The organism is Microcoleus sp. N9_A1, from assembly GCF_036701795.1.
Lineage (GTDB): Bacteria > Cyanobacteriota > Cyanobacteriia > Cyanobacteriales > Microcoleaceae > Microcoleus.
In genome coordinates this window covers 1-21,413 of sequence record NZ_JAUBRI010000012.1, presented here as the reverse complement: position 1 = coordinate 21,413, position 21,413 = coordinate 1, and the positions used below count along the sequence as shown (strand labels likewise).

At 47.7% G+C, this 21,413-nt stretch carries 22 protein-coding genes; 9 read left to right on the top strand and 13 right to left on the bottom strand.

The window, feature by feature from the left end:
* Positions 1-117 precede the first annotated feature (117 nt).
* From rpsG to QUA58_RS07890, 6 genes are all read left to right on the top strand, one after another.
* A complete protein-coding gene (gene rpsG, locus QUA58_RS07915) occupies positions 118-588 on the top strand; it encodes a 30S ribosomal protein S7 (protein ID WP_106150481.1) in 471 nt (156 codons plus the stop codon).
* Between the two features lie 315 nt (positions 589-903).
* Positions 904-2,976, top strand: a complete 2,073-nt coding sequence (gene fusA, locus QUA58_RS07910; protein ID WP_333251059.1) for an elongation factor G — start codon at positions 904-906, stop codon at positions 2,974-2,976.
* A 101-nt stretch (positions 2,977-3,077) separates the two neighbouring features.
* Positions 3,078-4,307, top strand: a complete 1,230-nt coding sequence (gene tuf, locus QUA58_RS07905) for an elongation factor Tu (RefSeq protein WP_333251061.1) — start codon at positions 3,078-3,080, stop codon at positions 4,305-4,307.
* Between the two features lie 181 nt (positions 4,308-4,488).
* Positions 4,489-4,806 carry a 30S ribosomal protein S10 gene (gene rpsJ / locus QUA58_RS07900; protein WP_006632193.1) on the top strand — a complete coding sequence of 106 codons (318 nt, stop codon included), beginning with the start codon at positions 4,489-4,491 and terminating at the stop codon, positions 4,804-4,806.
* A 448-nt stretch (positions 4,807-5,254) separates the two neighbouring features.
* Positions 5,255-5,896, top strand: a complete 642-nt coding sequence (locus QUA58_RS07895) for an LON peptidase substrate-binding domain-containing protein (protein WP_333251064.1) — start codon at positions 5,255-5,257, stop codon at positions 5,894-5,896.
* Between the two features lie 217 nt (positions 5,897-6,113).
* Complete coding sequence (locus tag QUA58_RS07890) at positions 6,114-7,052, top strand: PspA/IM30 family protein (protein WP_333251066.1); 939 nt, start codon at positions 6,114-6,116, stop codon at positions 7,050-7,052.
* Positions 7,053-7,087: 35 nt separating this feature from the next.
* Here QUA58_RS07890 and QUA58_RS07885 read toward each other — a convergent pair whose 3' ends face one another.
* Both QUA58_RS07885 and pheA read right to left on the bottom strand, forming a co-directional pair.
* Entirely contained in the window at positions 7,088-7,732 is a 645-nt protein-coding gene (locus tag QUA58_RS07885) for a pentapeptide repeat-containing protein (RefSeq protein ID WP_333251068.1), read from the bottom strand.
* 29 nt (positions 7,733-7,761) lie between these two features.
* On the bottom strand, positions 7,762-8,709 hold the full coding sequence (gene pheA, locus QUA58_RS07880) for a prephenate dehydratase (protein WP_333251071.1): 948 nt from the start codon (positions 8,707-8,709) through the stop codon (positions 7,762-7,764).
* Positions 8,710-8,918: 209 nt separating this feature from the next.
* On the opposite strand from pheA, the gene QUA58_RS07875 reads away from it, so the two are divergent.
* Positions 8,919-9,497: a DUF1997 domain-containing protein gene (locus QUA58_RS07875; RefSeq protein WP_333251074.1), complete on the top strand. Its 579-nt coding sequence runs from the start codon at positions 8,919-8,921 to the stop codon at positions 9,495-9,497.
* Between the two features lie 141 nt (positions 9,498-9,638).
* Here QUA58_RS07875 and QUA58_RS07870 read toward each other — a convergent pair whose 3' ends face one another.
* From QUA58_RS07870 to pgl, 6 genes are all read right to left on the bottom strand, one after another.
* Positions 9,639-10,091, bottom strand: coding sequence for an FHA domain-containing protein (locus QUA58_RS07870; RefSeq protein WP_333251077.1), 453 nt, complete (start codon positions 10,089-10,091; stop codon positions 9,639-9,641).
* Positions 10,088-10,915, bottom strand: a complete 828-nt coding sequence (locus QUA58_RS07865) for a hypothetical protein (RefSeq protein WP_333393561.1) — start codon at positions 10,913-10,915, stop codon at positions 10,088-10,090. Before QUA58_RS07865 ends, QUA58_RS07870 begins: the two co-directional genes overlap by 4 nt.
* Positions 10,916-10,946: 31 nt before the next feature.
* On the bottom strand, positions 10,947-11,684 hold the full coding sequence (locus QUA58_RS07860) for a PRC-barrel domain-containing protein (protein ID WP_333251083.1): 738 nt from the start codon (positions 11,682-11,684) through the stop codon (positions 10,947-10,949).
* Between the two features lie 55 nt (positions 11,685-11,739).
* The gene (locus QUA58_RS07855) at positions 11,740-12,231 is read right to left on the bottom strand and encodes an FHA domain-containing protein (protein ID WP_333251086.1); all 492 of its coding nucleotides are present in this window, start codon (positions 12,229-12,231) and stop codon (positions 11,740-11,742) included.
* An 82-nt stretch (positions 12,232-12,313) separates the two neighbouring features.
* The gene (locus QUA58_RS07850) at positions 12,314-13,105 is read right to left on the bottom strand and encodes an FHA domain-containing protein (protein ID WP_333251087.1); all 792 of its coding nucleotides are present in this window, start codon (positions 13,103-13,105) and stop codon (positions 12,314-12,316) included.
* Between the two features lie 205 nt (positions 13,106-13,310).
* Positions 13,311-14,030 (bottom strand): 6-phosphogluconolactonase, encoded by a 720-nt coding sequence (gene pgl / locus QUA58_RS07845; protein WP_333251089.1) that lies wholly within the window; start codon positions 14,028-14,030, stop codon positions 13,311-13,313.
* Positions 14,031-14,506: 476 nt separating this feature from the next.
* On the opposite strand from pgl, the gene QUA58_RS07840 reads away from it, so the two are divergent.
* Positions 14,507-15,877 (top strand): hypothetical protein, encoded by a 1,371-nt coding sequence (locus QUA58_RS07840; protein WP_333251091.1) that lies wholly within the window; start codon positions 14,507-14,509, stop codon positions 15,875-15,877.
* Positions 15,878-16,049: 172 nt separating this feature from the next.
* Here QUA58_RS07840 and QUA58_RS07835 read toward each other — a convergent pair whose 3' ends face one another.
* The 5 genes from QUA58_RS07835 to QUA58_RS07815 all read right to left on the bottom strand — a co-directional run bounded on the left by QUA58_RS07835 (position 16,050) and on the right by QUA58_RS07815 (position 19,892).
* Positions 16,050-17,216, bottom strand: a complete 1,167-nt coding sequence (locus QUA58_RS07835; RefSeq protein WP_333251093.1) for an LptF/LptG family permease — start codon at positions 17,214-17,216, stop codon at positions 16,050-16,052.
* An 80-nt stretch (positions 17,217-17,296) separates the two neighbouring features.
* The gene (gene lptB, locus QUA58_RS07830; protein WP_333393560.1) at positions 17,297-18,025 is read right to left on the bottom strand and encodes an LPS export ABC transporter ATP-binding protein; all 729 of its coding nucleotides are present in this window, start codon (positions 18,023-18,025) and stop codon (positions 17,297-17,299) included.
* Between the two features lie 173 nt (positions 18,026-18,198).
* Positions 18,199-18,669 carry an LptA/OstA family protein gene (locus QUA58_RS07825; protein WP_333251098.1) on the bottom strand — a complete coding sequence of 157 codons (471 nt, stop codon included), beginning with the start codon at positions 18,667-18,669 and terminating at the stop codon, positions 18,199-18,201.
* 305 nt (positions 18,670-18,974) lie between these two features.
* Entirely contained in the window at positions 18,975-19,382 is a 408-nt protein-coding gene (locus QUA58_RS07820; RefSeq protein WP_333393559.1) for a DUF309 domain-containing protein, read from the bottom strand.
* 147 nt (positions 19,383-19,529) lie between these two features.
* Complete coding sequence (locus QUA58_RS07815; RefSeq protein WP_172186333.1) at positions 19,530-19,892, bottom strand: ferredoxin-thioredoxin reductase catalytic domain-containing protein; 363 nt, start codon at positions 19,890-19,892, stop codon at positions 19,530-19,532.
* Positions 19,893-20,203: 311 nt separating this feature from the next.
* Between QUA58_RS07815 and cas6 the strand changes: the two genes are divergently transcribed.
* A complete protein-coding gene (gene cas6 / locus QUA58_RS07810) occupies positions 20,204-21,328 on the top strand; it encodes a CRISPR-associated endoribonuclease Cas6 (RefSeq protein WP_333393558.1) in 1,125 nt (374 codons plus the stop codon).
* The last annotated feature ends 85 nt before the right edge of the window (positions 21,329-21,413 follow it).

The following is a 21,413-nucleotide window of genomic DNA, read 5'->3' as shown; positions in this document are numbered from 1 at the left end:
GGGACTCGCCCGATCGCCGGGGATGAGCCAGCAAAAATTAAGTTCGATCGCCGATCTAAAATTTGAACTCACAACCCCAAATTCAATCAATCAAAATCAAAAAACCCCAATAAAACTATGTCTCGCCGCACAGTTATTCAAAAACGTCCAGTTCCGCCAGATCCAACTTACAACAGCCGGTTGGTAAGCATGATGGTGAGACGGATCATGCAGCACGGCAAAAAATCCGTGGCCTCCAGCATCGTCTACGATGCCATGAAAACCATCCAAGAACGCACGGGAGCCGAACCGTTAGACTTGTTTGAAAAAGCAGTCAAAAACGCTACACCCTTGGTAGAAGTCAAAGCCCGCCGGGTAGGTGGCGCCACCTACCAAGTGCCGATGGAAGTGCGTTCCGATCGCGGAACCACCCTCGCCCTGCGCTGGCTGATCAGATTTGCCCGCGCCCGCACCGGCCGCTCAATGGCCGCCAAGTTGGCTAACGAACTGATGGATGCAGCTAACGAAACAGGGAGTGCTATTCGCAAGCGCGAAGAAACTCACCGCATGGCCGAAGCTAACAAGGCTTTTGCTCACTACCGCTACTAACTGCAACATCGGGCATGGAGAAGAGCGCGATCGTTCGGTATAAAAGCATCGGGCGAGAAATTGAAAAGTTTAAGTTTTCAGTGTTGAGATTGCTTCTCTTGGCGCATTTGCCATTCGTGAAGCAAACTTAAAATTCACGCACTCTGTAAATCCTCCATGTCGCATCCTTAATATTTTTGTAAACAAATCTTGCAAAAAGTATTAAAATGTAACAATAAGCTCCAGAGACTGTTGTAAGTGGCTGGGGAGTGCAAAAAAGGGTTTCTGTGTAGTATAGTAGTATTATAACAGCAACACAAGATCAAGGAGATAGCTGTGGCACGTACCGTCCCGCTAGAAAAAACTCGCAACATCGGCATCGCCGCCCACATTGACGCGGGCAAAACAACAACAACGGAAAGAATTCTGTTCTATTCAGGCATGGTTCACAGAATGGGTGAAGTGCACGAGGGAACAGCAGTCACTGACTGGATGGAGCAAGAGCGGGAACGGGGAATCACGATTACTGCCGCTGCTATCACCACCAGTTGGAAAGATTACAAAATCAACATCATCGACACTCCCGGACACGTAGACTTCACGATCGAAGTTGAACGCTCGATGCGAGTGCTCGACGGAGTGATCGCAGTGTTCTGCTCGGTAGGCGGAGTGCAGCCACAATCCGAAACAGTTTGGCGCCAAGCCGATAGGTATCATGTGCCCCGGATTGTGTTCGTCAACAAAATGGATCGCATGGGTGCAAACTTCTACAAAGTTTACGGCCAAATTTGCGATCGCATGAGAGCGAACGCCGTACCAGTCCAAATCCCGATCGGCAGCGAAGAAAACTTCCGGGGAATTGTAGATTTAGTGGAAATGAAAGCCTACATCTACAACAACAACACCGGCACCGATATCGAGGAAATAGAAATCCCCGATGAGGTAAAAGAACTCGCCGCAGAATACCGCACCAAGCTGATCGAGTCCGTAGCAGAAACCAGCGACGCCCTCACGGCAAAATACCTTGAAGGCGAAGAGTTAACAGAAGCGGAAATCCGCTCGGCCCTGCGTGCGGGCACAATCTCCGGGGCGATCGTCCCCATGCTGTGCGGTTCGGCCTTCAAAAACAAAGGCGTTCAGCTTTTGTTGGATGGAGTGATAGACTATCTGCCGTCACCCTTGGAAGTTCCCCCAATTCAAGGACTTCTGCCCAACGGCGAGACAGCAGAGCGCTTTGCCGACGACAACGCCCCCCTGTCAGCTCTGGCGTTCAAAATCATGGCAGACCAGTACGGTCGCCTGACCTTCGTTCGCGTCTACTCCGGTGTCCTCAAAAGCAACACCTACGTCCTCAACTCCACCAAAGACAAAAAAGAGCGAGTTTCTCGCCTAATTGTTCTCAAAGCGGACGAGCGGATAGAAGTAAAGGAACTCCGCGCCGGAGACTTGGGAGCAGTCTTGGGTTTGAAAGACACCTTCACCGGCGATACCATCTGTGAAGAAGGCTCGGAAGTGATTCTGGAGTCCCTGTTTATTCCAGAACCAGTCATCTCAGTGGCTGTCGAACCCAAAACCAAACAAGACATGGAGAAGCTTTCCAAAGCCCTCCAGTCGCTCTCGGAAGAAGACCCCACCTTCCGAGTCAACGTTGACCCAGAAACCAACCAGACAGTCATCGCCGGCATGGGCGAACTGCACCTGGAAATTCTGGTAGACAGAATGCTGCGGGAATTCAAAGTAGAAGCTAACGTGGGTCAGCCGCAAGTAGCCTACCGCGAAACCATTCGCAAAGCCGTCCGCGCCGAAGGTAAATTTATCCGCCAAAGCGGCGGTAAAGGTCAGTACGGTCACGTCGTGATCGAAGTAGAACCCACCGAAGTCGGAACCGGCTTTGAATTTGTCTCCAAAATTGTCGGCGGCACTGTACCGAAAGAGTACATCGGCCCGGCAGAACAAGGGATGAAAGAAGCCTGCGAATCAGGTATTGTAGCAGGATATCCCGTGATCGACCTTAAAGCTACTATGGTAGACGGGTCTTTTCACGACGTAGATTCTTCGGAAATGGCATTTAAGATCGCCGGCTCAATGGCGATCAAAGAAGCCGTGATGAAGGCGTCGCCAGTGCTGCTAGAGCCTATGATGAAAGTAGAGGTAGAAGTTCCCGAAGATTATATCGGGAACGTCATCGGCGACCTCAACTCGCGTCGGGGTCATATCGAAGGTCAAGAGACGGATCAGGGAATTGCCAAAGTTTCTGTCAAGGTTCCCCTAGCAGAAATGTTTGGTTACGCCACCGACATCCGCTCGAAAACCCAAGGTAGAGGCATCTTCACAATGGAATTCAGCCATTACGAAGAAGTGCCGCGAAATGTGGCGGAAGCCATTATCGCGAAAAACAAAGGGAACTAATGATTTTGGATTTTAGATTTTGGATTTTGGATTGAATCCAAAATCTAGAATCTAAAATCTCAAGTCTAAAATCGCTAAAAAAAACAAGGAACAGATCGAGAATGGCACGCGCAAAATTTGAACGGAATAAACCCCACGTAAACATCGGTACGATCGGTCACGTTGACCACGGCAAAACAACTTTGACCGCCGCAATTACGATGACTCTCTCTGCACTAGGTCAAGCAAAGGCTAAGAACTACGCCGACATCGACGCTGCGCCAGAAGAAAAAGCACGGGGTATTACGATTAATACTGCTCACGTCGAATACGAAACCACAGGTCGGCACTATGCCCACGTAGATTGCCCCGGACACGCTGACTATGTGAAAAACATGATCACCGGTGCTGCTCAAATGGACGGCGGCATCCTAGTAGTGTCAGCGGCCGACGGCCCCATGCCTCAAACTCGCGAACACATCCTGCTAGCTAAGCAAGTTGGCGTTCCCAGCTTGGTTGTCTTCTTGAACAAAGAAGACATGGTGGATGACGCTGAACTGTTGGAATTGGTAGAACTGGAAGTTCGCGAACTTTTGAGCTCTTACGATTTTCCTGGCGATGACATCCCCATCGTGACCGGTTCGGGATTGAAAGCTCTCGAAGCGATGCTTGCTAATCCCAAAACCAAGGAGGGCGAGAATGAGTGGGTAGACAAGATTTACAAGCTGATGGAAGCCGTAGATTCTTACATCCCTACCCCAGAACGCGAAGTTGACAAGCCTTTCTTGATGGCAGTTGAAGACGTATTCTCCATTACTGGTCGGGGTACTGTCGCCACAGGCAGGATCGAGCGCGGTACCATCAAAGTCGGCGAAACAGTAGAAGTGGTTGGTATTAAAGACACTCGCAGCACTACCGTGACTGGTGTGGAAATGTTCACCAAGTCCTTGGATGAAGGGTTGGCCGGCGACAACGTGGGTCTACTTCTCCGGGGGATTTTAAAGGCGGATATTGAAAGAGGCATGGTAATTGCCAAGCCAAAATCTATCAGTCCTCACACTCAGTTTGAATCTGAAGTGTACATCCTGAAAAAAGAAGAAGGCGGCCGTCACACGCCCTTTTTCTCGGGCTACCGCCCTCAATTCTACGTCCGCACGACTGACGTAACCGGTACAATCATGCAGTTCACTGCTGATGACGGTTCGGAAGCTGAAATGGTGATGCCCGGTGACCGCATCAAGATGACTGTTGAACTGATCCACCCGATCGCGATCGAGCAAGGAATGCGCTTCGCTATCCGCGAAGGCGGCCGCACCGTCGGTGCCGGCGTTGTTTCCAAAATCCTCAAGTAGGAATCCGATAACAGCTTAAATAGCAGAAAAGCCACCAAATTTAATCAGGCTTTTCTGCTATTTAGTGATTAGTCATTAGTCACGATTCCGCAGTTAGCAGTTAGCCCAAAAAAAACTGCAAATAGACGACAGACAACAGACAACAAACAACAAACTGAACCTCGAAAATTCAAGAAAAAAAATGGCAACAATTCAACAGCAAAAAATTCGCATTCGCCTCAAAGCTTTCGATCGCCGAATTCTAGACGCATCTTGCGAAAAGATTGTAGATACAGCAAATCGGACAGCCGCCACTGCGATCGGCCCGATTCCCCTACCGACAAAACGGCGGATTTATTGCTTGCTGCGATCGCCCCACGTAGACAAAGATTCTCGCGAACACTTTGAAACCCGCACGCACCGCCGCATTATCGACATTCACCAGCCTTCGGCCAAAACAATTGACGCTTTGATGAAACTGGATTTGCCAGCCGGCGTAGATATCGAAGTCAAGCTGTAAATTGATGGATTAGGAAAACGCAGAAAGAAGGAACAATGGAAAGATCGTTGGTTCCTTCTTTTTGCTGAAAGTGCGATCAACAATAGTCATCAGTCAGCAGTCAGTAGTCAGTAGTCATTAGTCAGTAGTCAGTAGTCAGTAGTCATTGGTTTGTAAGTAAATCGCTCCAATTAAAGGTAAATTTTTATAAATTAGGGATAATCAAACAAACGCTGATTTTAAAGTGGGTATCATAGCGTTTGAAATAGTTATTTAAGCAAAAACATAATTTTTATCATTTTAAAGGGGTGACGGCTTAAATAAGCTAGCAGCAGTTGCTGGGAGCATGAGTGATCGCGATCGATAGATCGAATCTGCGTCGCAAAAGCCCGATCGCTCCCGTCCCAGAATTGCTCAAATCAGTTAAAGTAAGAAAAATAAGCGCAAGTACCGTCATCTTTGAGCGACAATGGCATCCTCTTCCTCCTCCGCAGTTCGCGAACTCCCCTTATTTCCGTTGCCGGAAGTGGTTCTATTTCCAGGTAGACCGCTGCCGCTGCAAATTTTCGAGTTTCGCTATCGAATCATGATGAATACGATTCTGGAGGGCGATCGGCGTTTCGGTGTACTCATGTGGGACCCCAACAAAAACAAAGTCTCTGCCGTTGGCTGTTGCGCCGAAGTGATTCACTGCCAACGCCTGCCGGACGATCGCATGAAAATCATGACTCTCGGACAGCAGCGGTTCCGAGTCCTCGATGCCGTTCGGGAAAAACCCTATTTAGTCGGTCTAGTAGAATGGATTGAAGACGAACCGCCGCAAAAAGACCTCCGATCTTTGGGCCAAGATGTCGAACAACTGCTGAGAGATGTAGTTCGCCTGTCTAGCAAATTGATGGATCAGCCGATCGACCTACCGGAAGACATTCCCAGTTTGCCCACAGAACTGTCCTACTGGGTAGCCAGCTACCTTTACGGTGCAGCGACAGAACAGCAAACTCTTTTAGAATTGCAAGATACTGCTGCGAGATTGGAACGCGAAACCGAAATTTTGACTTCTACTCGCAATCACTTGGCAGCGAGGACTGTACTTAAAGATACGCTCAAATAGGGAATTAGCGCAGGCAAAAAGTACGATCGGTTTTGCCTGCATTGAAGCCAAATTCACACACAAATCATACTATTTTCGATTTTAGATTTTCGCATTGGAGATTAAATAATTGAGAATTAATAGACCTTTTACAAAAATATCTAGGAACGGGCATCTTGCCCGTTCCACAGAAAAATTTATTCTTGTGGAACGGGCATCTTGCCCGTTCCAAAATTAGATGCTTGTGTTAGACAATCACGACCAACCGAAACCATACGATGCAGTTAAAGGCGGTCAACTGCCACCTCCTGTGGGCGGTGTAGTGCTCGGCGGACTAGCAGGAGTTAAACATCGGCTGTCTAGTTCTGTCAGCGAACATCGAATCGCCGCCCTGAGAGAGACATTGAATTATGGCGATGCCGGCTTAAAAATAGTAATCAAGATTTGTCAAAGCGAAACAGGGCCAGTGCAGCGGGCAGCCTGCGATTTGCTTCGACAAAGGCTGAATTCGATCGCCCGCGAAAAATTACAGGCCTTTGTAGCTTCAAGTTCAGATTCAGAAGCTCAGGTAGAGAACACTGAAAAAATATTAAAGCACTCATCCGGTGCAGTCTCAGAAAAAAATTACGATCGGCAAATGTCCGAAGCACAGTTAATATTTGAGACAATTACGCAGCAGATGCAACCAAATTTGTTGCTGTTAGAAGCACTGGTAGCCTCTGTAGAACGCGAAGAATTTACCAGCGAACTGATGAATCTTTGGGAACTATTAATCTTAGAAATTCAGGAACCTCTCAAAGAACTGCGTCAGGCTGTTGGCAGTGCGATTTCCGCCCAACTGCGGATTCAGTGGCTGTACAATCAAGCTGAATCTCAAGCCAACCATTGGCAGCAGCGACCTATGCTAGCTCTTCAGACACAGGATGAAAATTCAGTCCGCCTCGCCGTGGTTCGCAAGCAGGTTCAATTCGAGCAGGCTGCAGAACTAAAAATTGACTTAGACTACCAAACTGTGCGAGTAGAAAATCTCAACCGCAACTTGCTGGCTTTGGAAAGTAAGATTGCTCAAGCTAATTCCAAGAAAGAGATCCTCAAGATGCAGCTTCATTTTGCTAAGGTACAGCAGCAAATAGACTTCACTTTCAGCCAAGTCAATAGTATATTTTTTAGTCCTTAGTTGTCGGATTCTCTGCGTAGCTATATTGCCTGATTTCAGAGTTCTCTGATGCAAAAGTGAATCGCCCCACTTAAATTTGTTTCCTCATCACGCTGAGCGCCTTCGAGGTTAGCACCGCATAAAAAAGCCCCGCTTAAATTAGCACCGCGCAAGTCAGCTTGTCTCAAATCCGCGCCCTGAAGATTAGCTTCATACAACAATGCTCCTGTCAGATTAGCCTTTTGGAGACTCGCTCCCCGGAGTTTTGCCTCACTAAGATTGGCTTCTCTGAGGTCTGTATTGTCCAAGCAAGCATCAATGAGGTTGGCTTCCATTAAGTTGGCACCGTACAAGCAGGCGCCAGTAAAATCAACACCTATCATTTTTGTGTCGCTCAAATTGGCGTTTTTCAGGTTGGCTTCAACCATCTCAGATCCTGTCAATCTGGCAAAAGTTAGATTGGCTCCAGTCAAATCGGCCGCCTTTAGTTTTGCCATTACCAAACAAGCATTCTTGAGGTCTGCAAAATTAAGTTTTGCCCAACTTAAATCTGCTAAAGCTAAATTGATTTCGGTCAAATTTGCACAGGCTAAATTAATATGAATCAGGAAAGCTTCTCGCAAAGAAGCCTGTTTCAAGTTAATTTCATGAAAATTTCTTTCTCCGGCTACATATCGCTTCAGAAGTTCATCCGCATTCATCTGGCTAGCCTCCTAAATTTTACTTAAAATTATACTACTGACAGTAGACTGTAGCAACCAAAGATTTTTAAAGTTTCAGTGTGATTTTTTAACTCTTCTAGTGCCTCGCGAACTAATGCAGAGCAAACATCGGCCTCAACGTCCATAAAGAAAATATATTCTCCGAGCGATCTTTTAGTCGGTCTAGATTCAATCCGACTTAAATTAATACCGCGACTGGCAAATACTTGCAAAGGTTTTACCAGTGATCCCGGCATATTGGCAGGTACGCTAAAAGCTAGTGACGTATGGGTGCAATTACACGGTGAAACATCGGGGATCAACTTAGCAGCCGATTTTGTGAGGGATTTAAGGGATGAGCTATCGGCTGCTTCTACGTTTGAGATTTCTCCACCACTGCTGCTGAGTACCCAAAAGCGAGTGTAATTATCGGGATAATCATTAATTGGGTGGGCTAACACTGGCAAATGGTAAAGTTCAGCAGCTCTTGGCGAAGATATCGCTGCTACATTTCTATCTTCCAGATATTGCAATGCTTCCGTGGTTGAATTTGCCGGAATTAATTGAGCTGAGGGAATAAACTGCCCCAACCATACCTGACACTGAGCTAGTGCTTGCGGATGAGAGTAAACTTTTTGAATCTCGTTAAAATTTTTAGCATTAGACACCAGGGCGTGGGAAATTGGCAAAACTAAGGCGTGTTGAATGCGGAGTTGATCGAGTCGCCACAGTGTATCTAAGGTGACAGTCACGCTGCCTTCGATCGAATTTTCGACGGGCACAACTGAATAGTCAACCTGCCCTACGGCAGATGCCTCTAGCGCTTGGGAAATGGTGGAATAAGGACACAGGGTGCATTCCAAGTTAGTTTTCAGGCTCAACCAATTGACATAAGCTAGAGCCGCTGTTTCTGCATTTGTACCAACAGGGCCGAGATGTGCGATCCTCTTCGAGGGCTTCGCTAACGAAATTTTCATTTAGAGGTAATTTTAGGTTACAAATGTTTGCTTTACTCTCATCAGCTAGCAAGTATGATGAAAAATTAGCGATGTCCCGAAAGCTTTTATCCGTAATTTCTCGGTTGACATTGCTGGGTGCGCGACATACTGCGTGACTTATGTCACCTTAAAAAAAGGTGATAGTTTATTAAGATATGCTTAGGAATCCTATATTTTGATATTTTCTCATGTATATCCGCTTTAATTCTTCCCAATCCGTTGAGATCGCCGTACCAGACGAACGGGTTCCCATTCAACATTATCTGCGCCAGCCGAGGCGACTGGTGAACGCCCTCGTCGATCAAAGTCGCACAGAGCAGCTAAGCGATGACTGTTTCCGCCTGAAAATGCGGCCGTTACAATTTATGATGCTGAGCATTCAACCCACAGTAGACATGAGGGTGTGGGCTGAGTCGGACGGTACAATCAATTTGGAGTCCGTCGCCTGCGAAATTCGTGGCGTGGGTTATATAAACGATCGCTTTGCTCTCAATCTCAAAGGACAGCTTTGTGTACACCAAACCAGCGGGGTAGCATACTTGAAGGGAAAAGCGGATTTGGAAGTGCAAGTAGAGTTACCGCCGCCGTTTTGGCTGACGCCCAAAGCAATTTTAGAAGCTACGGGCAACGCTTTGCTCAAGAGCGTACTGCTGAGCGTCAAACAGCGGTTGATGTACCAGTTGCTCTCCGATTACCGCCGGTGGGCAAGCAACGAAACTGAGGTAATATCGAGCGATCTCCCCCAAATCTTATCTTTAGAAGGGTGAGATCCTACTAGAGAAGCTGTTAATTAATTTATAGGCATATTTAGGCAAAAATCAGGCCACTTACCGAAAAATTAGTTAGATGATCGAATTGCGTACCTTGAGCTTTGTTTGAGTTGGCTTGCAGGGATAGATAGCTGCCGGTCAGTCAAGATCGATTTGAGTCAGCCCTCCATGTTCATCGTCTTCGATGATTCCCACACCCCGAGGCCAAGCAGTTGACCTGTCTTTTGAAACTTCTTCCTTTTGGTGGAGTTCGCGCTGCGGTGGCTGGATTATTTTGCCCGGTTGATTCGCTGCGCCCACCCGAATCCTGATTTTTGGCCCGGAATTGCCCAAGCGAATTGTCATCCCGTCCACAACTGACACCTGAGCGATCGGTCTATCATCTACATAAGTGCCGTTAGCACCAAAATTAATAATTTCCCAGCTATTGGCGTGATTCCACAGCTCTACGTGGTGGCGGGAAACTACAGCGCTGTAAATGATTACATCATTGTCGTTCGATCGACCGATCCGAACCACCGGTTCTGATTCAAAACACCAACTTTGAACCGCGACCGACTGGATAGGATGTAAAAGAGTTAAGGTAATCACTGATGTTTTGACACTCCACCGCCAGACAGAAACGGGGATACTTCCAGAGAGATTTTTTGGGAGAAAACTGCAAAAATTTTGATTTTTAAAGGCGTCATCAGTGCGCCTGGATTCCCTCGCTCTGCCGTAAAAGTCGAACTTTTGGCTGCTTGAGGCATTTGAACAAACTTTTGAGGGTTAGCTTTTAGCGCAGGCGCAAATTTTTGCTGCCCTCGGTAACAACCAAACACGATGTTATTAATCAGGTGAACTTCCCAGTGATGGACAGCGGTTTTAACCGCTTGATTAATGTGGTCTGTGAGGGCGCGATTGTGCCGATGGGTGAGCCGCTCAATTTGATCGGCTAAATAATTCTTTTCCGGCTGATGAACCAGAGAATTTAACTCAGACCTGTGCTGGTTGCACCGCTGATTCAAGTTCTCGATCGGGCGACAGTCAACGATCGACGAATCGCTGTTTGTGGAGACAGAAGTTAACCTATTATTAATCTTGGGGTCTCTAGATAAAATACTTGTTGGTTGTATCTGAGATGTTGCACCATTCTGAATAGGCCTTTTATGAACAGGCAAGATGCCTGTTCCACAAGAAAATTCACTGTTTGTGGAACAGGGATCTTGCCTGTTCTTGAGAATGTTGCAAGATGTGAGTTGTATCAAACAGCATAGGTCTTTTTGAGTTGCTAACATTTTCCTTATTGATGCGATACCTTTAAAATACAATGCTTTGAGCAGCACTGGAATTTTGAGCGACAACGCATCAATCTCTGATAGCGAAAATACCGATCGACCTTCCTCGCGCGCGCCGCCCCAAAATGCGATCGGCAATTAGTCCCCCGGCGAGCGGGAAGGCCAAACTTCAGCTCAAATCTGAATCGGGCGGCTCCGGGTTCGGCTCTGGCGGGACAGATTCTTGCCTTTGCCGCTTCAACTCTGCAACTTTTTCTTGAGCTACATCCCTGACTTCGAGAGCTTTATCTTGGAATTTTTCCGCCAGACTTTGAGCGCCCCGCTTCACACCAGCCACATTTTTGAGAGTTCTGTCGAAATCTTCATGTAAAAACTCTGCTACCAGACCGACTTTTTTGTGCAGTCCCTCTGCGTACTGCACTGGCTCCGATACAGCAGCTTCAGAGACGATCGCCCGCTTGCTGCCGATGGTTGAAATAGCTGCCACAGGTAACAAGTAAATTCCGTCTAAAACACCGCGCCAGCCGCTCGATTTAAATAGGTAGTGGGTGACTGAACCCGTGCGGACATCAAATAGGTAGTCAACCACCGTACCTGCCTGATTCCCAGCGTCCGTGAGTACCTCAAGGCCGATCGGACAAACAGCTTGTTCCGGCTGATGCAATTCCGGCAGTTCCGGGTTAATGGTGACAAAAACATTTTCCCCCACCGTATCAACTTGCGCCCAAGCGAACCAAGTTTTTTTGCTGCCCAAAAGTCCCGACTTGCAAGTAAAGCCGATCGCCCGCTGGGAGTGAGCATCGAGCCAAACCCGATCTACCCGGCCGACCTCTTCCGCCGTTGAGCGGTCGATCGTGCGACGGTTGAGCAATTCGCTGCGCCTAACAATCTGTGGTGATGTACTCATAAATAAACTCCTGAGTGCCGCCTTTGAAAAATGTCGATCGTCCAAAGAAGCCGATTTAATATTCTTCTTCCGAATAATGGCGATTATTATCTGCCTCGGTTAACTCCTCCTCTTCCCTGGAAGTGCCAACTTCTTTTTGGTCGGGAACAGGAATCGTGCTAATGTGCACCCCGCCCGAGGGAGCGTGAATTTCCTTAGCCTCCCTTGGCTTGACGCTAAGAAGTCCTAACTGGACGGAGGACTGATTCGGGCCTACGTTGATTTGAATTTTCGGACCTGAGCGAGCCAAGTGAACGATCAGACCGTCCACAATGGGAACCTTAGCGATCGGCTTACCATCGAGGTAAGTGCCGTTGGTACCTAAATTGATCAGTTCCCAAGTTATGCCGCTGCGCCGCAATTCGATGTGGCGACGAGAAACCACAGCGCTAAAAAGAACGACGTGGTTTTCGGTCGATCGCCCGATCCGGACGACCTGCTCGTCTTCAAAGATCCAACTGCGGACGGGTATAGACTGGAGTGGATGTAGCAAGGTCAGCTTAATCACATTGGCAGCATTGAGTTTTGGTAGAGCGCCTCAAGATGCGATTTTAGATTTTAGACTTTCGATCGCCCAATCCAAACTCGCTCTAAGAGATTTGAAATAAAAACGTAACCAGGTCTCCTTTGCCCAGAGAGATGCGGTCTCCCGGTCGCAACCGGTGGCGGTTTCCCTTGGGTAGCGGAGTATTGTTGACGTAAGTGCCGTTGGAACTACCTACATCTTCTAGGTAGCAAGCATCTCCCTCCACCCGGAGATTTGCGTGTACCCGAGAAACTATCTCAGAATTAGCAAATCCCGAAACATCAATATCCGGCGGTACTAAGTCATTTGGCTTGCCTATGTGAACCACAGACAGACTGTGAGGCAATTCCATCGGCGTATTTGTCTGAACGTGTAGCAGGCGCGCCGACTGCTGTTGCAGTTGAGTTTTAGCTACACCTGCTGGCTGTGGGTCCGGAACCGGAGGAGAGATATTTACTGGTGTTGCCACCGATTCAGTTGTAACAGGAACCGAGGGCGAAGGCGGGGGATCTGGAATCGTCGGAATGCTGGCGGGAGTTTTTTCCAAGTTGAGTCCCTTATTCAGGGTAACTAGAGGTTCCATTGCCATCATGGGCTCGGGTGGGACTAAATCCGGCGCCGGTGACGATACCACTGTGGGGCCTACAGACGAGGGGGACGTTACTGTCCCCTCAACTTCTGGAACTATGGAACCCGGACGCAAGTTAAAGCCACACTGGCCACAAAATGCTGCATCTGTCTGAACTGCTGCACCGCAGTTCGAGCAACTTGCGGTAACAGGTAAAGGCGTGTAGCAAGCCTCACACTGGCTGGCCCCGTCGGGGTTCTGGTGATTGCAATTGGGACAGACAATCATCGATTTCTCCTTGCTATCGGCCAGATTTTCAAATCAGCCTCATAAAAATACTCGTGTATATGGTCAAATTTTAACTTTAACCGCCACATTCTTATATTGCTTCGCTAATACTAGCAACTGAGCTGACGCCGTGACGTTAGCTGTGACGGGCAAGATTGAGTTAGTGATAATGCTGACTGTGTTGGCACGATTGTGGCTCTGTCGGCTATTTTACTGCTTCACCAGCCGCCGCATCGAGCAGCCACCAAAGTTCGCCCTCTGGTTGAACGAGTCTGGCTGGATAAGTCATTTCGTCGGCTGCGGGGGCAAAAATTTGAGCTAGGGCGGGTTGTTTGCTGGCTCCTGCGACCATGAAGATGACGCACCGGGCCCGGTTGATTAAGGGGACTGTAAAGGTAATGCGGGGTTGACCGTCTTTGTTGCCGACAGTTACTAGGGCGTCGCGGACTTCCAAGGCTGCTGTGCCGGGAAATAGAGAGGCTGTGTGGGCGTCGTCTCCTATGCCCAATAAAATGATGTCGAAGGCGGGAAACTCGCCGTCGGATACTTTGAAGAACTGCTGCAATTCGGTTTGGTGCGCCGCAGCGTCGGCTGCGGGGTCGCCGGCGCCTGTGGGCATGGGGTGGATGTTGCTGGCGGGGATATTCACTCGATCGAGCCACGCGAGGCGCGCCATTTTTTGATTGCTGTCTGGGTGTTCTGGGGGAACGTAGCGTTCGTCGCCCCAGAAAACGTGAATTTTGTCCCAAGGCAGGTCTTGGGCACAGAGCGCTCTGTAGAGCGGTTCGGGTGTGCTTCCGCCCGCTGCGGCGATCGTACAAAGTCCGCGTTCTGCTATGGCTTCTGAGATTTTCGACAGCACAATCTCCAGCGATCGATCTATCAGTTGTTCCCGATTTGCTAATACTTCTACTACTTTTTTCATTAATTTCCTCTCAACTTTCCTTGGGTGTTGTTCTGGGCAATTGCCAATTTTACCTTGACATTTTGGTTTGACATTTTGGTTTGAGGTCGATCTGCTGACTGACCCGGCCTGCCGGACACAGCACCCCATAAAATTTTATCATCTTATGCCCTTTGATTTAAGGAAAGCAAGACATATTTATACCAGTGCTTTATGGATTTTCACCTGTTGCATTGAGCTTTCGCAACTTTCAATCAAAAGTTTGATCGTACTCGGAGCATCTCTGCAGAAAGTAAAAAGCGTTTTTTGGGACTCCGATCCGTCCCGCACAGCAAAGTCTATTAATATAGCGAGCCGGACGATCGCACACCGACAGTAAAAGCCAAACCGAGATGCTCCCGATCGCACTTACCCCGGCATAGCAAAAATAATCAAGATTGATGTGGTAGACTAGGAAAAATAGTTTTAAATCCGCACGCTCGGATGGAATCAAAACTATGTCAATATTTAAGCGATTTCCTACATCTGTCCGCTATCTAATAGCGCGGTTACGCCACTGGACCCAACCGGCGGTTTGGGCTCCGTTAGCCGTGCTGTGTGCGGGGGGGTTATTTATCTGGGAGGTATCTGTAAATCCAGAAAGGTTGAGCATAGATGGCGAAGAAGAACCAGCCTCAAACACTCCAGCTTCGCTATCGGGGCTATCTGCTGAAGATACCGCCATTGCGGCTGAAATCGACAGCTCACCAGTGCTAGTCAATCAGTTTAATGGCTCTACTGCTTCTGAACTGAACTTGTTAAATTCATCAGTAGTAAAAAGCAAAGGTTTATTCGAGGAACTTCGAGATCGGGGCTTAGAAACTCCTCAGCCATCTTCAGCCCCCAATCGGGTAGGAAGCAGCGGATTTTTCCCCTTGCCAAATTTAGCAAATCCTGATGTCGAGGCCGGAAACAATAACCCTGAAAATTCCAGCTTGCCAAGTTCAAACGCAACATCAGCGTTGAGTTTATCTGGCAGTGGAAGACTGACTTCCGGGATAAAAACGATTAATCCTGAGTCTGGGGGTACAGCGACAGCAACTTTATCGCAGGCGTCGAGTGATGCTAATTCAGGTAAACAAAACGAAAATTCTCTGCCTTTGAGTCCGCTGCAAGCAGCTATGAAAAAATACGTCGTTGCTAACACTTCGGCAACGGCGGCTTCGGCTGAGAAAACAGCAGACTCGGCTAAATTGCTCGATCGACCGGCTTCCGATCCGGCTGCAGGAAATGCGACAAATTTGCTCCCAACGACCGCTACAGCTCAAAGTGGAGCAAATCCTGTGAATGTTCCCACAGCACTTCCCCCACTTGTGGCTCCGACAAATACTGTGAGCAAGGAATCTCAAGAATTCTTAAAACCGACAGCTACAGTCCCTGAATCATTGGCGGGGTTAAGTTCCCGAGTACGGAGCCTTCCCGAAATTAATGCAGGGGCTGCAACGGTGGCTTTGCCGAAAAATCCCTACCAAACTAATTTATCTGGCTCAGGCTTCGCACCTGAAGTTCAACCTGTGGCACTGCCAGTAGCCATACCTTCGCCAACACCTCTACTTCCCAGTGTCAGACAGTCCCCTTTTCCGAGTACGATCGGGGGAAGCAAGATAATTAGCCCTCAATTCTCTCCCAATTCAGCGAATTCTCAATTTCAAACACCTCCACCGAGTCAGCTTAATTTGCCGCCGAACCAGCCTAACTTTGGAGTTGTTCCCCAAAATACCAATCAGGGCGTACAGCCCATTCAACCTCAAACTTTTGCTACACCCCGCTCCCTGGCTCCGGGACGCTACATTGGCGGTGGCGAAATCAATACTTTTTCTAATCCTTAAATGAAGGAAGTTCGGTCACGAAAACGATATTATCAATTCCCAATACTTAGGCTACGCGGTTCCTTTCCTTCGACTTCGGTTTTCCTCAGCATAGTCGAAGGGAAGGGAGCAGAAGGCAGTGGAAGGGCAGTACAAGTTCCGAATTACCCATTCCCAATGTTAGCGGTAAAACTTACCTAGCGGCGGCCCGTCCCAACAATAATCCGCCGATTCCTAAGCCAAATGCGATCGGCAGCCAAGCCGACAGAATCGGAGTCAAAACAGCTTTCACGCCCATAGAACTGGTGATGAAAGAAAATACGTAGTAAGTAAAAATCACAACTACGCTAATACCAAAACTCGTTCCTCGACCGGAGCGGCGCGGTTGAGTTCCCAAAGCTGCTCCCACTAAACCAAATACCATGCACACGAAAGGAAAAGCATATTTTTCTTGAATTCGCACCTGTAATTTGCGAATTTGCGGTTCGTCGCCACTGTTTTTAATGATATCCAAACGCTCTAAAGCTTGGGCAATGTTCATTTCCTTGAAATCCCGCACTCTAGCCGCTAAATCTAAGGGCGTGCGGGGGAGTTGCAATTGCTGGTGTTGAAACCTAACTATATTGCGGTAAGAGCCATCAGGAGCTACTATATAAGCGGTTCCGTTGAAAAAATCCCAGGTATTTTCTGAGGGATTCCAAGTAGCTGATTCTGAAGAAACGATTTGATTGAGGCCTGGGGTGGAGCGATCGATAATTGTTAAACCTTTCATTTGCTGGCCGTCAAATTGTTCTGCATAAAAAAAGCGGGCCAGGATTTCGTCGCCGCCTTTTTCTGGTTTGCGAAATTCTGTGTAGATAATATTTCTATCTTGAAATATCGGTTTTTCTCGCTTCAGGGCTCTGTCTAAAGTCACAGTAGCTCTGTAGCTGGCGGCGGGTACGATTAACTCTTGCAAACCAAAGGTTAAGCCTGCAACAATTAAACTCATAATCACTGCGGGCAGTATTAATCGGTAAACGCTAACTCCGCAACTGCGGAGGGCGATGAGTTCGCTGTCGCTAGACATTCGGCTGTAGGCCATTAAGGTTGCTAGCAGCATCGACATCGGGAAAGCCAATACTACAAAGTAAGGAATTTGCAGGAGAAAAATTTCTATGGCTGCGCTGTAGGGGAGGCCGGATTCTGCTACTCTGCGGACTAATTCAAATAAAGCTCCAACTGTTACGGCGACGGATGTAAAGAGTCCGACGCCAAATAAAAATGGGCCGATTAGTTCTTTGGTAATGTACCAGTCCATTACGGAAATTCTCGGCAGCCAGTTGATGGGATTCAAAGAATTGGATATTGCTATTTTCATAGTTTGGGATTTTTGCAGTTTGCTCCTCAATCTAACATCTCAAATCTAAATTTATGACCATGGGGAATGCCTTCAAAAGACTATCGCACGAAGTTGTCACCTAAGTAATACTGTCGCACTAAAGGGTTGCTGTAGAGTTCTTCTTCTGCCCCGGAGGCTAAAATTTGGCCGTCTCGCATGATGTAGGCTCGATCGGTAATTTCGAGGGTTTCTCGGACGTTGTGATCGGTGATCAGGATGCCGATTTTACGATCGCGCAATTTAGCAATAATGGTTTGAATTTCGTCTACGGCGATCGGATCGACACCTGCAAACGGTTCGTCTAAAAATAGAAACATCGGGCCGTCTCGCCCAGCAGCTAAGGCTCTCGCTAGTTCAGTCCGCCGCCTTTCTCCCCCCGATATTTGAATTCCCAAACTGGATGCTATTTTTTCTAAGCGAAATTCTTGCAATAGGAAATCGACTCTATCTTTCCATTCCCACCGCGGCACTTGGGTTTGTTCTAGGACTAACAAAATGTTGTCCCGCACGCTCATGTTTCGGAAAATGCTTGCTTCTTGAGCGAGATAGCCAATTCCCAAATGCGCTCGCTGGTGCATCGCCAATTTAGTGATGTCTAAATCGTTTAGCCAAACAGTTCCTTGATTGGGTTTTTCTAATCCGGTTGCTATGTAAAATGTTGTGGTTTTGCCGGCACCATTGGGGCCAAGCAGTCCTACGATTTCTCCTTGGGCTACCGACAGGTTGACGCGACTAACTACATTGCGTTTTCCGTAGGATTTGTGAATATTTTCGAGTACAATTTTCATTTTCGCTCCCGGCAACCTCTACAAGCTAAATTTCAGACTGCGGCTTTGTGCGATCGACTCTCTAATTTAAATTTTACCTTTTCAAGTTTGTTAGTTTTATAAAGACGAAATTTCGCATCTATCCCAAGTAGTATGTTTTGGCTGAGGCGAAATTTCGCTGCTGCGAGTCGCTTTTACCGGGGGGCTGTAGTTGGACGTTCGGATCCCACTGCATTTTGGGCGGCAGCATCTTGTTCCGGGGCAACCAGATAAACAGATTCTACCTGTCCTGGGTTGTCTGGCAGGGCAATAAACCGCCCTTCGTCGATGAGGTATGTTATGGTTTCGCCGCGCAGGCTGTTGCCCTGCTGCAATACGTAAACATCTCCGCTGAGAATGATCCGGCGCTCGCGACTGAAATATTGAGCTTGAGCCGCAGTTGCTTGTATTTGGCGGGCTGGATAGTTAATTTGGACGTTGCCACGGGCTGTCACGATGCCGGTTTTGGAGTCGGCTTCTTGAATGTCCGATCGCACGCTGAGAGTGCGGGGCGGCCCGGCTTGCGGGTAGGTGGGAGAGGCAATCGCGCCTGCCAGAGTCAGGGGCAACAGCAGCGATAATCCTTTGAATATTCTGGAATTGAGTAGTTTAGCGGAGGGCATCATAAGCTTGGAGCCTCAAAATTTGTAAAATTGCTGAAGGGGATTACCTCCAGTTAGGTATTTTATCTTAACGGCCAGAAAGATTCCCGTGAGGTCGATCGATTGACCCGATAGTCTCAACCAATTATCCTAGCAAGACAATAGCGAATTTAATTGGTTATTTTGCCGAGTGGCTGCAACTGTCTTAACCGGGAACGGGCAAGAGGCTCGTTCCACAACAAATTAATATACTTGGGCAGCCGGCAAGAAAGCCAGCCCTCCTCTGTGTAGAGGCCAAGTATACTGCACACCCTAATACAAACATTTATTTAACTTTTTGGTAGTTTGATAATTCGCGGCAATTGCAAGCCGGCAACTTCTGTACCTGCGAATAACTGTTGAAATTTAGCTACTTCTTCCGGGCCCGCTTGTTGCAAAGCACTCAAAAGTTTAGCACTTTGTCCGAGCAAGTCTTCAACAGCTATTCCGGCATAACTCGGCTGATAATAACTGAGCCGATTTATTCCTTCTCCCAGCAATATTACTGCACCGCGCCAGTTGTGATTTCCTAAGTGATAAAGCGCGACGGCAATTTGCAATATTCCCTGATAAAACCTTTTTTCCGGCTCGCCGGCTTCCATCCACAAAGCCTCTAAAGTATCGTGACAAGCGTAAAATTCTTGGCTGTTAAACTGTTCGATACCTTGCCAAAAGTCGAGCGGGATTTCCTCTGTCATTCGATTGGAGATTGGGGATTATCGAGGGCGGATGTGTGTTTGAGTAGGCGGCGATCGATTGTTTTTTAATAGCTAAGTCTTAAAAATAGGAAAAATCACGACCTGTTTTCAAAACTACTGCCATTTCACGACCGCCTACTTAACCGATTACATAGTGTCTCTGACAGCTTGAATCTGATCCATTCCTATTTCCTGATTAGTTCCAGCGAAATCGTTATCTGGCGTCAGAAATAACATACAGTGACACTCTTTGCGCTCGCGCATGGGAATGCAGGGACAGTTCCAGTAGGCGGCTTTTACTTCTGCTTCTTTATCTTCGTAATGGCGGCAAGGGCATAAGGGAGCGCCTAGTTCATCCTTGTGTTTTGCTAGTCCTTCTATCACGACAGCAGTGACGGAAGGTTCAGAACAAAAGTAAGTTCCCGTGCGCTTGGCGTAGGTTTCGGAGAAATTCTTCATCGCCTCCAAAGTTTTTTCGTTGGAGAGTTTAGATTTTTCTGTTGTGTTCATAGTTTAGGATCGGAGTTGAGGATGCTACGAGCTTTTGACAATTGTAGCGCAGAATGTGATTTTAAACACTTGTATATTTCTGTTTACTTACAAGGAAGAAAACCTTGACAAAGATTGAGTTTTAGGTTGTTGGTTTTTTAGTGGTTTTTGTCTATCCCGGAGGGTGCGGGAAACTGGCGGCAGACCGGGTTTTTGAAGCAGCCAAAAGATTTGGGCGATCGATCGCCCTCAACTATCATCCCCCAAAGGGGATAAAAATCGGATAAGATAGCACGGCGCTCTTTCTGTGACGGCTATAGGCACGGCATCTGATGGCAACTTCCCCGAACCGCACCCCCAGCAAAAAATCTCCTCCGTCTGGGCTGATTTGGCCGGCTGACACCGAGTTAGTCGGATTAGTGTTTGAATTGACTCCCGGCGCTGCTAGCTATCTGTACGCGCAGTATGCTATAGGTTTGCACGCTTGGTTTTTAGGTCAAGTACACCAAACGGACCCGGGTTTATCGAAACTTTTGCACGATGAACAGTCAGAAAAAGCCTTTACTATTTCGGGATTGGAAGGTGATTTGCTCCCCGGTGGCAAAGAATTTCAGCTTTTGGGCGATCGAATTTATCGCTGGTACGTAACAGGACTTTCAAAGCCAGTAGTGCAGTGGCTGAGTCAGTGGCTGCAAAATTTGCCCGAAGAGATAGATTTGCGAAATGCTCCCCTGCTAATTCGCTCTTGGGATATTGCTTTTGAACCCACAACTTACCAGCAATTATTAACAGCAGAACCCCCATTTTCGCCAACCATCAAACTTAGTTTTTTGACTCCTACAAGCTTTCGTAGCAAAGGCCATCACTTCCCTTTGCCAGTTCCCGAAAATGTTTTTCACAGCTATTTGCGCCGCTGGAATAACTTTTCGGGGCTAAATTTTGACCAAGCAGAATTTTTGAATTGGATTGATGAAAATGCAATTATTAGCCGCCACAAATTGGAGTCACAAAAGGTAGCCGCGGGCAAAAAAGGCATGGTAACGGGATTCACAGGGGCTGTGGAATTTGGGCTAGGGCGATCGGCTCACAATCGTCCTGATTTTGTACAATTATTTTATGCTTTGGGGCGGTTAGCGCCTTACTGTGGCACGGGCCACAAAATAACTTTTGGATTAGGACAAACGCGAGCACAATGGTTGACAGAAGCGCTACCTGAAGTGTCGATACAAAGCGTATTGGCGGCGCGAATAGATGAATTGACAAAGAAGTTTATGGCGCACAGAAAGCGTAGAGGCGGAAGTCGCGCTGCTGAGATTTCTGAAACTTGGGCGACGATTTTGGCGCGCCGGGAATTGGGGGAATCTTTGTTTGATATTGCTGCTGATTTGGAAATGCCTTATGAAACTGTGAAAACTTATGTGAAGTTGGCAAGAAGGGCTTTGAAAGTGGAGGATTAGCGCCAATTTGTTGACTGTTGACTGTTGACTGTTGACTGTTGACTGTTGACTGTTGACTGTTGACTGTTGACTGTTGACTGTTGAC

Excerpts from the sequence above, each read along its gene's own strand:
- rpsG (WP_106150481.1), top strand. The coding sequence starts at position 118 with ATGTCTCGCCGCACAGTTATTCAAAAACGTCCAGTTCCGCCAGATCCA.
- tuf (WP_333251061.1), top strand. The coding sequence starts at position 3,078 with ATGGCACGCGCAAAATTTGAACGGAATAAACCCCACGTAAACATCGGT.
- rpsJ (WP_006632193.1), top strand. The coding sequence starts at position 4,489 with ATGGCAACAATTCAACAGCAAAAAATTCGCATTCGCCTCAAAGCTTTC.
- QUA58_RS07895 (WP_333251064.1), top strand. The coding sequence starts at position 5,255 with ATGGCATCCTCTTCCTCCTCCGCAGTTCGCGAACTCCCCTTATTTCCG.
- QUA58_RS07890 (WP_333251066.1), top strand. The coding sequence starts at position 6,114 with ATGCTTGTGTTAGACAATCACGACCAACCGAAACCATACGATGCAGTT.
- QUA58_RS07885 (WP_333251068.1), bottom strand. The coding sequence starts at position 7,732 with ATGAATGCGGATGAACTTCTGAAGCGATATGTAGCCGGAGAAAGAAAT.
- pheA (WP_333251071.1), bottom strand. The coding sequence starts at position 8,709 with ATGAAAATTTCGTTAGCGAAGCCCTCGAAGAGGATCGCACATCTCGGC.
- QUA58_RS07875 (WP_333251074.1), top strand. The coding sequence starts at position 8,919 with ATGTATATCCGCTTTAATTCTTCCCAATCCGTTGAGATCGCCGTACCA.
- QUA58_RS07860 (WP_333251083.1), bottom strand. The coding sequence starts at position 11,684 with ATGAGTACATCACCACAGATTGTTAGGCGCAGCGAATTGCTCAACCGT.
- QUA58_RS07850 (WP_333251087.1), bottom strand. The coding sequence starts at position 13,105 with ATGATTGTCTGTCCCAATTGCAATCACCAGAACCCCGACGGGGCCAGC.
- pgl (WP_333251089.1), bottom strand. The coding sequence starts at position 14,030 with ATGAAAAAAGTAGTAGAAGTATTAGCAAATCGGGAACAACTGATAGAT.
- QUA58_RS07840 (WP_333251091.1), top strand. The coding sequence starts at position 14,507 with ATGTCAATATTTAAGCGATTTCCTACATCTGTCCGCTATCTAATAGCG.
- QUA58_RS07835 (WP_333251093.1), bottom strand. The coding sequence starts at position 17,216 with ATGAAAATAGCAATATCCAATTCTTTGAATCCCATCAACTGGCTGCCG.
- lptB (WP_333393560.1), bottom strand. The coding sequence starts at position 18,025 with ATGAAAATTGTACTCGAAAATATTCACAAATCCTACGGAAAACGCAAT.
- QUA58_RS07825 (WP_333251098.1), bottom strand. The coding sequence starts at position 18,669 with ATGATGCCCTCCGCTAAACTACTCAATTCCAGAATATTCAAAGGATTA.
- QUA58_RS07820 (WP_333393559.1), bottom strand. The coding sequence starts at position 19,382 with ATGACAGAGGAAATCCCGCTCGACTTTTGGCAAGGTATCGAACAGTTT.
- QUA58_RS07815 (WP_172186333.1), bottom strand. The coding sequence starts at position 19,892 with ATGAACACAACAGAAAAATCTAAACTCTCCAACGAAAAAACTTTGGAG.
- cas6 (WP_333393558.1), top strand. The coding sequence starts at position 20,204 with ATGGCAACTTCCCCGAACCGCACCCCCAGCAAAAAATCTCCTCCGTCT.